Annotated in this window: 12 protein-coding genes; 6 read left to right on the top strand and 6 right to left on the bottom strand. The window is 71.9% G+C overall.

All coding sequences use genetic code 11. The features are described from left to right. Positions 1-181, bottom strand: a 181-nt coding sequence (locus ACLU3S_RS30845; RefSeq protein WP_413955265.1) for a hypothetical protein, incomplete at its 3' end; no start/stop codon positions are given. A gap of 77 nt (positions 182-258) precedes the next feature. Here ACLU3S_RS30845 and ACLU3S_RS30840 point away from each other — a divergent pair. Further along, positions 259-1,245 carry an alpha/beta hydrolase gene (locus tag ACLU3S_RS30840; RefSeq protein ID WP_413955264.1) on the top strand — a complete coding sequence of 329 codons (987 nt, stop codon included), beginning with the start codon at positions 259-261 and terminating at the stop codon, positions 1,243-1,245. 109 nt (positions 1,246-1,354) lie between these two features. Here the strand turns inward: ACLU3S_RS30840 and ACLU3S_RS30835 are convergent, their stop codons facing one another. Further along, positions 1,355-2,374, bottom strand: a complete 1,020-nt coding sequence (locus tag ACLU3S_RS30835) for a LacI family DNA-binding transcriptional regulator (protein WP_413955263.1) — start codon at positions 2,372-2,374, stop codon at positions 1,355-1,357. 153 nt (positions 2,375-2,527) lie between these two features. Between ACLU3S_RS30835 and ACLU3S_RS30830 the strand changes: the two genes are divergently transcribed. The 4 genes from ACLU3S_RS30830 (at position 2,528) to ACLU3S_RS30815 (ending at position 7,963) form a co-directional block, all read left to right on the top strand. Beyond that, positions 2,528-3,817: an ABC transporter substrate-binding protein gene (locus tag ACLU3S_RS30830; protein WP_413955262.1), complete on the top strand. Its 1,290-nt coding sequence runs from the start codon at positions 2,528-2,530 to the stop codon at positions 3,815-3,817. Positions 3,818-3,948: 131 nt separating this feature from the next. Next, on the top strand, positions 3,949-4,764 hold the full coding sequence (locus ACLU3S_RS30825; protein ID WP_413955266.1) for a carbohydrate ABC transporter permease: 816 nt from the start codon (positions 3,949-3,951) through the stop codon (positions 4,762-4,764). Beyond that, positions 4,764-5,582 carry a carbohydrate ABC transporter permease gene (locus tag ACLU3S_RS30820; RefSeq protein WP_413955261.1) on the top strand — a complete coding sequence of 273 codons (819 nt, stop codon included), beginning with the start codon at positions 4,764-4,766 and terminating at the stop codon, positions 5,580-5,582. Before ACLU3S_RS30825 ends, ACLU3S_RS30820 begins: the two co-directional genes overlap by 1 nt. Then, entirely contained in the window at positions 5,579-7,963 is a 2,385-nt protein-coding gene (locus ACLU3S_RS30815; RefSeq protein WP_413955260.1) for a glycoside hydrolase family 3 N-terminal domain-containing protein, read from the top strand. Before ACLU3S_RS30820 ends, ACLU3S_RS30815 begins: the two co-directional genes overlap by 4 nt. Before the next feature lie 270 nt (positions 7,964-8,233). On the opposite strand, the gene ACLU3S_RS30810 is transcribed toward ACLU3S_RS30815, so the two are convergent. The 4 genes from ACLU3S_RS30810 to ACLU3S_RS30795 all read right to left on the bottom strand — a co-directional run bounded on the left by ACLU3S_RS30810 (position 8,234) and on the right by ACLU3S_RS30795 (position 12,701). Then, positions 8,234-9,355 (bottom strand): alpha/beta fold hydrolase, encoded by a 1,122-nt coding sequence (locus ACLU3S_RS30810; protein WP_413955259.1) that lies wholly within the window; start codon positions 9,353-9,355, stop codon positions 8,234-8,236. 266 nt (positions 9,356-9,621) lie between these two features. Further along, on the bottom strand, positions 9,622-10,605 hold the full coding sequence (locus ACLU3S_RS30805) for a nitrilase-related carbon-nitrogen hydrolase (RefSeq protein WP_413955258.1): 984 nt from the start codon (positions 10,603-10,605) through the stop codon (positions 9,622-9,624). 122 nt (positions 10,606-10,727) lie between these two features. Next, the gene (locus ACLU3S_RS30800) at positions 10,728-11,744 is read right to left on the bottom strand and encodes a hypothetical protein (RefSeq protein ID WP_413955257.1); all 1,017 of its coding nucleotides are present in this window, start codon (positions 11,742-11,744) and stop codon (positions 10,728-10,730) included. 240 nt (positions 11,745-11,984) lie between these two features. Continuing rightward, on the bottom strand, positions 11,985-12,701 hold the full coding sequence (locus ACLU3S_RS30795) for a hypothetical protein (RefSeq protein WP_413955256.1): 717 nt from the start codon (positions 12,699-12,701) through the stop codon (positions 11,985-11,987). A 442-nt stretch (positions 12,702-13,143) separates the two neighbouring features. On the opposite strand from ACLU3S_RS30795, the gene ACLU3S_RS30790 reads away from it, so the two are divergent. Next, positions 13,144-14,104 (top strand): amidase (locus ACLU3S_RS30790; protein ID WP_413955255.1); only part of this gene is annotated, 961 nt, incomplete at its 3' end.

The raw sequence follows: 14,104 nt of genomic DNA, 5'->3' as shown, positions 1-14,104 counted from the left end.
GCGGGGCCGCACCGGGCCCGGCCTCGACGCCGCCGTTCGTGCGCAGCGCCCGGGGATCCACCCGCCCGGCGGAACGGTTCGCCGGCCCGGCGGCGACCGTGTCGAGAGCGTGGACGCCGCGCGCTGGAGCGCTCTGCTGACTCCAGGCGGAACGGACCGCCCGGGGCGCACCCGTCCGCACACGGCTCCCGCGGCCGGTAACGGGTATGCGGAGGATGGCCGTGACGGCCGCGCCCGTGTGCCACCCGAGGAGGAGCCTTGCCCCTGGTCCCGCCGCCGTTCGACCCGGAACTGGCCGCGTCCCTGGAACGGATGGGGGACGCCGCCCGGCCCGGGTTCACCCTGGACGACATCGACACCGCCCGGCGGGCCGCGGGCGCCGAGCTGCTGCCGCTGGTGGACCTCACCATGGACGGCGCCTTCGAGGTGACGGACCGCGCGGTGCCCGGACCGGCGGGCGCTCCCGATGTCCCGCTGCTCGTCTGCCGCCCGGCGACCGCCGCGACCGCGGCCCCGCTGCCGGTGATCTACCACGTGCACGGCGGCGGCCTGATGCTCGGCACCAACCGGGCCGGGGTGGAGGCGCCGCTGAGCTGGGCGCGGGAACTGGGCGCGGTGGTGGTGTCGGTGGAGTACCGGCTCGCGCCGGAGCACCCGCACCCGGCACCGGTCGAGGACGCGTACGCCGGTTTGGTGTGGACCGCGGAGCACGCGGCACAGACCGGCGGCGACCCGGACCGGATCGTCGTCGCGGGCGCCAGCGCGGGCGGCGGCCTCTGCGCGGCCCTCGCCCTGCTCGGCCGCGACCGGCAGGGCCCGCGGCCCGTCGGCCAGCTGCTCATGTCCCCGATGCTGGACGACCGCAACGACACCGTCTCCAGCCGTCAGATGGCCGGTGTCGGGCTCTGGGACCGCACCGCCAACGAGACCGCGTGGACGGCGCTGCTGGGCGAGCGCCGGGGCGGACCCGACGTCTCCCCGTACGCGGCTCCCGCCCGCGCCACCGACCTGTCCGGGCTGCCGCCGGCCTACCTCGACGTCGGCTCGGCCGAGACCTTCCGCGACGAGGTGGTCACCTACGCGTCCCGCATCTGGCAGGCCGGCGGCGACGCCGAACTGCACGTCTGGCCGGGCGCCTTCCACGGCTCCGACGCCCTCGCACCCGAGGCGTCCCTGTCCCGGGCGGCCCGGACCGCCCGTCTGGCCTGGCTGCGCAGACTCCTGACCCGGCAGCGCCTCGCCTGAGGGCTCCCGCGCCAGCGCCCCGCCTGACGACTCCCGCGCCACACGCCCTCGACGCGCCGACCCGGTGCGCCCGCCAGGCCGGGCTCGGCCCCGATGCCGGCCCGCACCCCTACGCGGTGGCCGGCGGCGCGGTGCTCGCGCGTACGACCAGCGTGGTCGCGAGTTCCAGGCGGGTCGGTGCGGGGGTGTCGTCCTCGCGCAGCCTGAGAATGAGCTGCGCGGCCTGCTCGGCCATCTCGCGCAGCGGCTGGCGCACGGTGGTCAGGGCGGGGCTGGTCCACTTGGCGATGTCGAGGTCGTCGTACCCCACGACCGAGAGGTCGTCGGGGACCCGCAGCCCGCACACGCGGGCCGCGTCCAGGACGCCGAGGGCCTGCAGGTCGCTGCCCGCGAAGATCGCGCTGGGCCGGTCGTCCCGTTCCAGCAGCCGCTTGGCGTGCGCGTTCCCCCCTTCGGCGTGGAAGTCGCCGAAGGCGATCAGGGACGGGTCCACCTCCAGCCCGGCCATGGCCATGGCGGACCGGTAGCCGTCCAGGCGCGCGAGCGAGCACAGCATGTCCTCGGGGCCGGTGATGATCCCGATGCGCCGGTGCCCCTGTTCGATCAGGTGCCGGGTCGCGGCCAGGCCGCCGGCCCAGTTCGCCGAGCCCACCGAGGGCACGTCGGCCTCCGGGTCGCCGGCGGGGTCGATCACCACGAACGGTATGGCCCGGGACCGCAGTTGACGCTTGAGCTGGGCCGGGAGACTGGAGAAGACGAGCACCACGCCCATCGGGCGCCGGCGCAGCACGTCCTCGATCCACTCGGGCCCGGGGGCGTGGCGGGTGCCGCTGCAGGTCACCACGACACCGGCGTCGTTGCCCCGGGCGACGGCCTCGACCCCGCGGATGAGCTCCATCGCCCAGAGGCTGTCGAGTTCGTGGAAGACGATCTCTATCAGGGGAGCCGCGCCCCCGCGGGTGCCGCGCTGGTAGCCGTACGCCCGCAGAAGTTCCTCGACGCGTTCCCGGGTGGAGCGGGAGACATCCGAACGGCCGTTGAGGACTTTCGAAACTGTTGAGAGGGACACCTCAGCCTCGCGCGCGACATCAGCCAGCGTCACGTGCCCCCGACCACCGACATTCTCCATGCCCGCAGCATAGGGCACCTCCACAGATGTGGTCCCTACATCACGCTTCAGTAACCCGCGGCCAGAGGGTTGACGCCCTTGATCGCGTCGACCTAGCGTCCGCGCAGGCAAGTTTTTCGACAAAGGTGCCGAAAGATTTTAGGAAGGGCTTCGATGAAGAGACGCGCGCTCACCCTCGCGATCGGCCTGTCCCTGGCGTCCGTGAGCCTGACGGCCTGCGGCGGCAGTTCCTCCGCGGGCGGGTCCTCGAACGTCATCCACGTGATGGTCTACGGCGACGCCAGCAACAAGGTGGAGAAGCAGATCGTCGACACCTTCAACAAGACGTCGAAGGTCAAGGTGGTCCTGGACACCATCCCCGGCGCGGACTACCAGGCGAAGCTCAACACGATCATCAAGACCCCGCAGGCCCCGGACATCTTCTTCAACTGGGGCGGCGGCAGCATCCAGCCCTACGTCAAGTCGGGCCTGCTGCTCCCGCTCGACGACATGATCGCCAAGGACCCGGGCCTGAAGAGCAACTTCCTGCCCTCGGTGTTCAACACCGCGGTGATCGACGGCAAGTCGTACGGCATCCCGATGCGCGGCACCCAGCCGGTGCTGCTGTTCAACAACAAGAAGGTGCTGGCCGACGCCGGCCTGAGCGCCCCGAAGACCTGGGACGACCTGCTCCACGCGGTCAAGGTGCTGAAGGGCAAGGGCGTCACGCCGATCGCGCTCGGCGGCGGCGACCAGTGGCCCACGCTGATGTGGTACGAGTACGTCTTCGACCGCGTCGCCGGTCCCGGCCTGTTCCAGAAGGCGCTGTCCGGCGACAAGAGCGCCTGGGCGAACCCGGACGCCAAGAAGGCCCTGGACATGCTGAAGCAGCTGGTCGACGCCGGCGCCTTCGGCTCCAACTTCGACTCGGTCAAGTTCACCGACGGCGGCTCCCCGGCCCTGCTCGCCAAGGGCAAGGCCGCGTTCGAGCTGATGGGTTCGTGGGAGTACTCCACCGAGCAGGACGCCAACCCGGACTTCACCAAGTCCGACCTGGGCTACAGCAGCTTCCCCACCATCCCGGGCGGCAAGGGCGACGCGGCGGACGTCGTCGGCAACACCAACAACTTCTACTCGGTGCTGAAGAAGACCAAGCACCCCGAGGCCGCCGCCCAGTTCCTGAAGCTCATGTACTCCGACGAGTTCGTCAAGGCGCAGCTGTCCATCGGCAACCTGCCCACCACCACCAACACCGAGAAGTTCCTGGACACCTCGGCCAACCCCGGCTACTCGAAGTACCAGTTCGACCTGGTCAAGGCGGCTCCCTCGTTCCAGCTCTCCTGGGACCAGGCCTACCCGCCGGCCGCCACCGAGCCGATCCACAAGGCCGTCCAGCAGTTCTTCGACGGCAAGCTCGACGCGGACGGGTTCATCAAGGCCATGCAGGCCCTGCCGACCTCCTGAGACGGAAAGCCATGAGTGCTCTGTCCTTCATAGCCGTGTCCGGCCGCCGCCTGCGGGCGGGGCGCCGGACCGGCGTCGGGGTGACCCGCCCGGGCCTTGTCTGGGTGGCGCCCGCGACCGTGTTCTTCCTGATGTTCGCGATCCTGCCGCTGGTGCTGGTCGCGGTGCTCTCCTTCACCGCCTGGGACGGCATTTCCGCCCCGCGCTTCAACGGTTTCGCCAACTGGTCGAAACTCCTGCACGATCCGGTGATGACGCAGAGCGTGTGGCTCACGCTGCTGCTGACCGCCCTCGGAGTGGTCACCCAGACCCCGGTCAGCATCCTGCTGGGCGTGTGGGCGGCCGGGCACCAGCGCAACCGGGCGGTGCTGTCCGCGGTCTTCTTCGTCCCGCTGCTGCTGTCCGCGACCGCGATCTCCGTGGTGTGGCGGGCCGTCCTCGACCCGAACTTCGGGGTGCCCTCCCAGGCAACCTGGCTGTTCGGGGACGGCAACCTGCTGGGCAGCCGGAGCGGGGCGATCGCGGTGCTCACCTTCGTCGGCATGTGGCAGTGGACGCCCCTGCACGCGCTGCTCTACCAGGGCGGCACCCGGGCGATCCCGCAGGTGCTCTACCAGGCCGCGGCCATCGACGGAGCGGGCACGGTACGGCAGTTCTTCCACATCACCCTGCCGCAGCTGCGCAACACCGTCATCACGTCCGCGATCCTGATGGTGGTGGGCGGCCTGACGACCTTCGACACCGTCCTGATCCTCACCCAGGGCGGGCCGGGCTACGACACCACGGTCAGCGCCTACTACATGTACCAACAGGCCTTCAAGAGCTTCGACTTCGGCTCCGGGTCGGCCATCGCGCTGGTCCTGGTGGTCGTCGCCACCCTGATCTCCCTCGTCGTGGTCCGCCTGTCCGGCTACGACAAGATGCGCAGCACCGCGGAGGGACTGTGATGCGTCGGCGCCCCAACTACCTCGCCGGCCTCGGCTCCCTGGTCTGGCTCTTCCTCGTCGGCCTGCCGCTGTACGTGCTGCTGATCGCCACGTTCCGCACCCGGTCCGACTACTCCAGCCGGGGCCCGCTGACCTTCCCGTCGCACCTGACCCTGCAGAACTACCTCGACGACTTCTCGGGCGGCTTCGGCCGGGACTTCCTCAACACGCTGGTCGTCGCCGTGAGCGTGGTGGCCATCGTGCTGGTGGTCGTACCGCCGCTCGCCTATGCCATCGTGCGCGCCCGGGGCCGGACCATCACCACGGTCTTCCGCATGTTCCTGCTCGGGCTCGCCATTCCCGCGCAGGCCGTGATCGTGCCGATGTTCTACGTCATCAGCAAGGCCGGCCTGTACGACCATCTGATCGGTGTGATCCTGCCGACGGCCGCGTTCTGCCTGCCGGTGTGCACCCTCGTACTCACCGGCGCGATGCGTGACATCACCAACGAACTCTACGAGGCGATGGCGATGGACGGCGCCACGCCCTGGCGGGTCTTCTGGCAGCTGGTGCTGCCGCTGTCCAAGGGCGGCCTGTCCTCGATCGTGGTCTTCTCCGCCCTGCAGGCGTGGAACGGCTTCCTGTTCCCCCTGATCCTCACGCAGTCCGACAGCACCAAGGTCATCACCCTCGGCCTGTACAACTTCCAGACCGAGCACGGCGTCGACGTGCCGGCCCTGCTCAGTGCCGTGGTGCTCTCCATGCTGCCGATCTTCATCGTCTACCTGTTCGCCCGGCGCGCCTTGGTCCAGGGACTCATGGGCGTCGGAGGAAAGTGACCGACAACGTGAACGTGGCCCTGCAGACCTCTGCGACGACCCCGCCGTGGCGGGACACCGCCCGCACCCCCGAGGAGCGCGCCGACGCGCTGATCCGCGAGATGACCCTGCCGGAGAAGCTGGCCCAGCTCGTCGGCGTCTGGGTCGGCGCCTCCGACGAGGGCGGCGACGTCGCCCCGCACCAGCACGACATGGAGGAGCCGCCCGACCTCGACTCCCTGCTCCCGCACGGACTGGGCCAGCTGACGCGGCCGTTCGGCACCGCGCCGGTGGATCCGGCGCTGGGCGCCCTCTCCCTGGCCCGCAGCCAGCAGCGCATCGCGGCCGCCAACCGGTTCGGCATCCCGGCGCTCGCCCACGAGGAGTGCCTGGCCGGCTTCGCCGCCTGGGGCGCCACCGCGTACCCCGTGCCGCTGTCCTGGGGCGCGACCTTCGACCCCGGCCTGATCCGCCGGATGGCCGAGGCGATCGGCCGCGACATGCGCGCGGTCGGCGTCCACCAGGGTCTGGCCCCGGTCCTCGACGTCGTGCGCGACGCGCGCTGGGGGCGGGTCGAGGAGACCATCGGCGAGGACCCGTACCTGGTCGGCACCGTGGGCACCGCCTACGTGCAGGGCCTGGAAGCGGCCGGGATCGTCGCCACGCTCAAGCACTTCGCCGGCTACTCCGCCTCGCGTGCCGGGCGCAACCTCGCACCCGTGGGCATGGGCGCCCGCGAACGCGCCGACGTCATCCTGGCGCCGTTCGAGATGGCGGTGCGCGAGGGCCGCCCCCGCTCGGTCATGCACGCCTACACCGACACGGACGGCGTGCCCTCCGCCGCCGACGAGTCCCTGCTGACCGGACTGCTGCGCGACACGTGGGGCTTCGACGGCACCGTGGTCGCCGACTACTTCGGCATCTCCTTCCTCAAGCTCCTGCACGGCGTCGCCGGCGACTGGGCCGAGGCCGCCGGTCTCGCCCTGGCCGCCGGGGTCGACGTGGAGCTGCCCACCGTCAAGACCTTCGGCGAGCCACTGCTGCGTGCCGTCGAGTCGGGTGCCGTCCCCGAGGCGCTGGTGGACCGGGCGCTGCGGCGGGTGCTGGTGCAGAAGGCGCAGCTCGGCCTGCTCGACCCGGACTGGGACCCGGTCCCGGTCGCCCTGTCCGGCGCCCGGCTCGACGACCCCGACGCCCTGCGCGGCACGGTCGGCCTGGACACCGACGCCAACCGCGCGCTGGCCCGGGAGATCGCCGAGCAGGCCGTCGTCCTGCTGCGCAACGACGGCGTCCTGCCCCTGCGCCGGCCCGGACGGATCGCCCTGATCGGGCCCACCGCGGACACGCCCACCTCGGTGCTGGGCTGCTACGCCTTCCCCGTGCACGTCGGCAGCCAGCACCCCGAGGTCCCGCTCGGCATCGAACTGCCCACCCTGCGGCAGGCGCTGGCCGCGGAGTTCCCCGGCAGCGAGATCTGGACGGCCGCCGGTGCCACCGTCGACGGCACGGACACGACCGGCTTCGCCGAGGCGGTGGAGGCCGCTCGTGCGTCCGATGTCGTGGTGCTCGCCCTCGGCGACCGCGCCGGTTTGTTCGGGCGCGGCACCAGCGGCGAGGGCTGCGACGCCGAGTCCCTCGAACTGCCGGGCGTACAGCAGCGGTTGCTCGAAACCCTGCTGGACACGGGCAAACCGGTGGTGCTGGTGCTGCTCGCCGGCCGGCCCTACGCGCTGGGCCGGGCGGTCGCCGAGGCGGCCGGCATCGTCCAGGCCTTCTTCCCCGGCGAGGCCGGCACCGAGGCGGTGGCCGGCGTCCTCAGCGGCCGGGTCAACCCGTCCGGACGGCTGCCGGTCAGCGTCCCCGCCCGCCCCGGGGTGCAGCCCTCCACCTACCTGGCCGCGCGTCTGGCCGGTCCCAGCGAGGTCTCCAGCACCGACCCGACCCCCGCCTTCGGCTTCGGCCACGGCCTGAGCTACACCACCTTCACCTGGTCCAACCTGCGGGTCGAGCAGCACACCGCCCCGACCGACGGCGCCTTCGCACTCGACTTCACCCTGCGCAACAGCGGCCCGCGCGAGGGAGCCGAGACGGTCCAGCTCTATCTGCACGACCCCGTGGCCTCGGTGGTCCAGCCGGTGCAGCGGCTGATCGGCTACCGCCGGATCGCCCTCGCCCCAAACGAGGAGACCCGGGTCCGGATCACCGTCCCGGCCGACCTGGCCTCGTTCACCGGGCGCGACGGCCGCCGCATCGTCGAGCCGGGCGCGCTCGAACTCCGGCTCGCCGCCTCCAGCACCGATGTCCGCCTCACCGCCACGGTCCGCCTGGAAGGCCCCACGCGCACCGTCGACCACACCCGCCGGCTGCACGCCGACTTCACACTCGGCCGCGCCGCGCGGTAGAACCGGCCGCCTGCCACGCCCCGTGCCACGGTCTCGGCATGGGGCGTGGCAGGCCGAACGGCTCTTGGCGGCCGGTACGCCGGCCGGGGGCCGACGGGTCCGGCAGGTCGTCACCCGGCCGCGCGGCCATGGGCCCGGACCGTCCCGCCCGGGGCGGCTGCCCCACGACGATCCGCCTCGCCTGTTCGCGGACACGGCCTTGGCCTCGCCGGCCCAGCCCTGGCGCCGCCGCCGGGGCTGGGCCGGGAGCGAGGTCCCGCCGACGGGGAGTCACTCCCGGCCGGCGCCGGTCCCGTTGCGGGGGAAGAAGCGGATCAGTTCGGCGAGCAGTTCCCTGGGGGCCTGCTCGGCGAGCCAATGGCCGGCGCCGGGGATGACCACGCCGTGCACATCCTGGGCGAGGTTGCTCATGGCACCTGCGACCTGTGCGCCCCAGCTCTGCGATCCACCGATCGCCAGGACCGGCATGGCCAGCTTCTTCTGCGCGCGCTCGCCGTTCTGGTCGAGGGTGGTGTCCCACGCGCGGTAGAGGCCGAAGCTGCCACGCAGGGTCTCGGGATCCGAGAAGAGCCGGAAGTAGTACTTCCGCGCGTAATCGGGCAGCCTCTGTCCGCCCTGGATGTCGAACTCGTAGCCGAAGAAGACCTCCTCCCGTCCCTTGACCAGCTTTTCGGTCAGCTTGTTGTCGACCCGGTTGAAGGCGAGGTGCCAGAGGCGGTTGTTCTCGTCCTCGGTGCCGAACAGGAACGGCGAGAAGTTCCGCAGTGGAGGTCCGGGGACCTCCAGGGCGGCCAGGCGGGTGATCCGCTCGGGGTGGTCGGCTGCCATGGCGTAACCGATGATCATGCCCGTGTCATGGCCGGCCACGGCGAACCGCCGGTGCCCGAGGGCGTCCATGAGTGCGACGAGGTCTCGGGCGAGAGTGCCGGTGTCGTACCCCTTCTCGGGCTTGTCGGTGAGGCCGATACCGCGCTGGTCGACGGCGACGACCGTGTAGTGACGGGCCAGTTCCGGCATCACCATGCGCCAGGCGTACCAGTTCTCCGGCCAGCCGTGCACCAGCAGCAGCGGCGGGCCGTCACCGCCGATGACCACGTGCTGCCGGATGCCGTTCGCCTGCACATGTCGACTGGTGAACGTCTTGGTGAAACCGGCCGGGAGGTGGGGGGCCGTGGCGACCGAGCCGAAGCCCCGCGGCATTTGCCGGGCGGGGGCGGCGCCGGCCGGCTGCGCCGGGCCCGCGACCAGGGAGATGCCTGCTGCCGCGACGGCGGAGGCCGCCGCACCGCCGACGAAGAGGCGCCGCGAGAAGCGGCGTGGCGCACGATGGGAGGCGGGCCGGGTGGTGCCGGAGCCGTCCTGGCCGGACGGCTCCACGGGGGACATGTCCATGGGGGTGCTCTCCTCTTGCTGGATTCGTTCTGATGCCGCTCGAGCGTTCGACACGTATCCGGAGTGCGGTCACGCGCACATGCTCGTAACGGGCCGCGAGCAGCCTCGGGCGAAGCGGTGGGCTCGCGGGTTGTCCCGGCCCGCCGTGACATCAGCGGCCGGGAAGGCACTGCGTGATCTCCACGCCGTACCCGTCCGGGTCGTTGTGCTGCGTGGATGACGTCTTCCGACGGGCCGTCACGCTTCGGTTGCCGCGGCTGAGACGTTCAGGCCTCTGGGGTGTGCTCGTCGAGGAGGTGCCCGGGCCGGGTCCGCGTGCGGGTGCCGCGGTCGATCAGGGGCGCGGTCGGGGTGCGGTCGATCTGCAGGCTGAGGAATTCAGGGCGGCTGTAGTGGCCGCCGGCGTCCATCAGACGCTTGCGCCGGTCGATCAGCGCGAGGTCCAGATCGGCGATCACCTCGCCCTCACCGGAGGTGAGCGGCTCGCCGACGATGCTGCCTTCGGGGTCGACGACGGCGGTGAGGAATCCCCGTGAGAACGCGCCGACCGGGGCGCCGGTGTCCTTCGCGAGCCGTGCCTGCTGGTCGGCGTCGAGCCAGGCGGTGGCGTTGACCACGAAGGCCGCGGATTCCAGCGCGTGCTGACGGATGGCGACCTCCATCTGCCCGGCGAACAGGGGTCCGCCGAAGGCCCCGGGGAACATCGCGGCGTGGATCTGCTCGCCGTCGGCGATCAGGGCGTAGCGGGCGAGCGGCTGGTAGTGCTCCCAGCAGGCGAGCTGGCCGATGCGCCCGACGGCGCTGTCCACCGCGCGCAGTCCGGAGCCGTCGCCCTGGCCCCAGACCATGCGCTCGTGGTACGTCGGTGTGATCTTGCGGCGGCGCTGGATCAGCGTGCCGTCCGCGTCGAACAGCAACTGCGTGTTGTAGAGGGAACCGCCGTCACGCTCGTTGACGCCGATCGAGACGACCATGCCGGCTTCGCGGGCCGCGGCGCCGATCGCGTCGGTGTCGGCGGACGGCACGGTCACAGCCTCCTCCATGAGCCGCAGGTGCTCCTTGGCCATGGCGTAGGGAGGCTGCACGAAGGAGAAGTAGGGGTAGTACGGGACGACGGTCTCGGGGAAGACCGCGAACTGGACGCCCTTCCGCCCGAGCTCACGGATCTTCTCGACCACTTTCGCGACCGTGCCGGCACGGCTGTGGAGAACGGGGCTGATCTGAACGGCAGCTGCCTTCACGATGGTCATGATGTGACTCCTTCTCACGATGGGGGATGTGCGCCCGCACGGGACGGCTCCGACCGCGGGCGGATCCCAGCGGCTGGAGAGGGTTTCTCCGGCCGCGGCCGGGGGTTCGTGCCCGCCGCGCGTCAGACGGCCGCAGTCGCTCGTCTCGGGGACAGTCGCAGGGTTGCCGCGCGCAGCGGGCCGCTCGCCGCGACGAGCGTCGCCGCTCCCCCGGTCCACAGGGCGAGGGTGGCAAGGGGGGTGATCGCGTGCGCACCGGCGAAGTACGTCAGGTCGGTGATGGCCCGCACCGCCGCGCCCGGCGGCAGCACAGCCGAGACGCTGCGTGCCGCGCCGGGCAGGAGGTCGGCGCCGGTGGCGGCGCCGCTGGTGGAGTTGCCGACGGTGAGCAGCAGCAGGGTCGCCACCGGCACACCCAGCGGACCCAGGTACGTGCCGAGTGCCTTGGTGGTGAACGCGGTCGCGGCCGACAGCAGGGCGAGGGTGAGGGCCAGGGGGAGGAAGGGGGCGGGGAGGGCACCGAGCACGGGGCCGGCGATGACGGCGGCGACCGTGCCGGAGACCGCGGAGAAGCCGGTGACGAGGGTCAGCCGGTGCCGAACGTGGAGCATCTTGCCTAGGCCCAGGGCGTTTTGGGCCAGGACGAATCCGGCGAGGGACACGCCGAAGGAGACGTAGAACCCGGCGAGGCCACGGGCGTCGTACGGGTCGAGCGGCACCCGGTCATGAACCGCGACGTCCTGGCCGGCTCCGTGGCCGTAGGCAGTGACCGGGTTCTTCACGGCCGTGGTGGTCGACAGGCCGTTGGCTCCCGCCACGTCCAACTGCAGGGTGGCCCCGCCGCGGGAGCGGCTCAGCGCGGCGACCACGTCATGCCGCTCCAGCGCCAGACGGGCGTCGGCCGAGGTGGCGGCGAGGCGGACGTCGACGGCGTCGCCGAGCGCCCGCTGCACCTGGCCCGGCAGGCGACTGCCGGACACCGCGATCGGCAGCCGATGCGGCTGGGGGTCGCGTTGCAGCCCCACGTAGCAGGCGATGAAGGCCGAGACGATGACGAGGCAGACGAGGACGGGCTGCAGCCACACCCGGACGGGGACGCCGCCGCTTCGTTCCGCGGCATGGTGAGGATGCTGGTGCACGGGATGACTCCAGGGATTCGAGGCAGAGGTTGTCTGTGCGGTCGGACGCACGCTCGCGGCATCGTCGCGGCACAGCGCGGCGCCCTTGTCGGGCATGCTGACCGGGTCATGCGCAGGTGGTGCGAGCCCGCCGGCAGGGGTGGGGACGCCGCCGGCGGATCAGCCACCTGCGGCACCTGGCCGCACCATCCGCGAGCGGGAGCACATGCCCGCCCCGCGGGGGCAGGGCACGGGGGCGTGTCAGCTGAACAGGACGCTTTCGACGTCGATGGTGACGAGCTCCACGTCCCGCAGGACCGTGCCGTCCTCCCCGCGCCGGTAGACACGGCGCCGGGTCGCAACCATGATCCCGTCGAACTCCTTGTACCCGGTGACGTAATGGGCCGCATGCCCCGCGTTGATGACCTCGGGCGTGTAGTCATGCCTGCGCAACAGGCCGTTCGCGTCGAAGTAGAAGATCTGCTCGCGGCAGTGCGTCGCGATGTGGTCGGGGAAGGTGACCTCCAGGCGCCTCCAGCTCTCGCCCTGCTCCGTGACGGGAGACCGTTCCACAGCCCTGAAGCCCGGCGAGGCGAACGTGAACGGGGAGGTGAGGTACGTCCACATGGCATACCCGGCGAAGTAGGCGACGTGCAGATCGTCCCAGGGAGCGCGCACGTCGGACGGGAACGAGGCACGAGGGTCGTACCGCTCGGCCGTCACCTCCCCCGTGCACGTCTCGACAGCCACCCGATGCGGGGTGAAGCACGTCCGCAGGCGAGGCGAGGTGAAGGGATGGTGGCTGGCGCCCTGTCGGCGCAGATCGAGCCTGACAGCCGTACGGGCCAGAATCCCCTCCCGCCCCTTCAGTCCCCACAGCGAACCCCCGACGCGCAGATGCGCGGTGGCGGAGCCGAACCGGCGGTAGCGCTCGAGGCCACCGTGCGCCTCGACGGCAGCGGTGACGAGATCACTCACAGCGGGATTCCCCTTTCTCGATGAACGACGCAGCGCGCCGTCGCGGAACCATGCGCCCGCTCGATTATGAGCATATGCTCTTATTTGCGATCGTGACAAGGTCGCCGGAATCACACGCCCTTTCCCTGCCCCGCGCCCACGATCGAGGGGACGCCCCAGGAGTCGGGCGGCTGCTGTTCCGGCTCACTCGCGCCGACGTCACACGCGGTCGACCCCCGCTCGGCATCGCCGGCCGCACGCCACGCTCGATGAGGCGCACGACCGGCGGTCGTGCGACGGCGCTCGAAACCTTTCGAAGGCGCCGCCGACCGAGGCGGATTCACCCGGAATCCCCCGCCGGAAAACGGCCGCATGTCGCCCGTACGAAAGCGGTACGGGGGCCGCGTAGTGACGTTACCGTTCGGTAGACACCGTGCCCGCAGTCTTCCGGAGGTGCCCGTTCATGACGTCCGACCGTGCCGAGGGCCTGGCCGAATCCGTGCAGGCGCTGGCGGAGGGGGAGGTGACCTCCCGTGAGCTGGTGGAGCGGGCGCTGGCGCGGATCGAGGCCACGCGGCCGACGCTGAACGCCTTCCGTATCGTGCGCGCCGAGGCCGCGCTCGCCGAAGCGGACGCGGCCGACCGGGAGTTGGCCACCGGTGGGCGGCGTCCGCTGCTCGGGGTGCCGGTGGCGGTGAAGGACGACATGGACGTGGCGGGCGAGCCGACCGCGTTCGGCTGCCGGGGCGCCTTCCCGCCGGTGGCCGAGGACGGCGAGGCGGTACGGCGGTTGCGGGCGGCCGGGGCCGTGATCGTCGGCAAGACGAACACGTGTGAGCTGGGGCAGTGGCCGTTCACGGAGGGGCCGGCGTTCGGACAGACCCGCAACCCGTGGCACACCGGGCACACGCCGGGGGGCTCCTCGGGCGGTTCGGCGGCCGCGGTCGCCGCCGGTCTGGTGCCGGCCGCGCTCGGCTCCGACGGCGCCGGTTCGGTGCGGATCCCGGCCTCCTGGACCCGGCTGATCGGCATCAAACCGCAGCGCGGCCGCATCTCGACCTGGCCGCGCGGCGAGTCCTTCCACGGCATCACGGTCAACGGCACCCTGGCGCGCACGGTCGCCGACGCGGCCCTGCTGCTGGACGCGGCGAGTGGCAACCACGCACGGGACCCGCACCGGCCGCCCGCGCTGCGGGTCGCGGACGCCGTCGGGCGCGACCCCGGCCGGCTGCGCATCGCCCTGTCGCTGAAGCCGCCGTTCACCGCCGTGCCGGCCCGGCTGCACCCGGAGATCCGGGCGAGGGTCCTCGAACTCGCGGGGCAACTGGCCGCGTTGGGGCACGAGGTGGACGAGGCCGACCCGCCCTACGGCCTCATCGGGCTGGCCTTCGTGCCGCGCGCCACCGCCGGGATCGCCGAGCGGG

The organism is Streptomyces sp. AF1A (genome assembly GCF_047340315.1).
In the GTDB taxonomy this organism is placed as follows: domain Bacteria; phylum Actinomycetota; class Actinomycetes; order Streptomycetales; family Streptomycetaceae; genus Streptomyces.
This window is presented reverse-complemented; position numbering and strand designations above follow the sequence as displayed.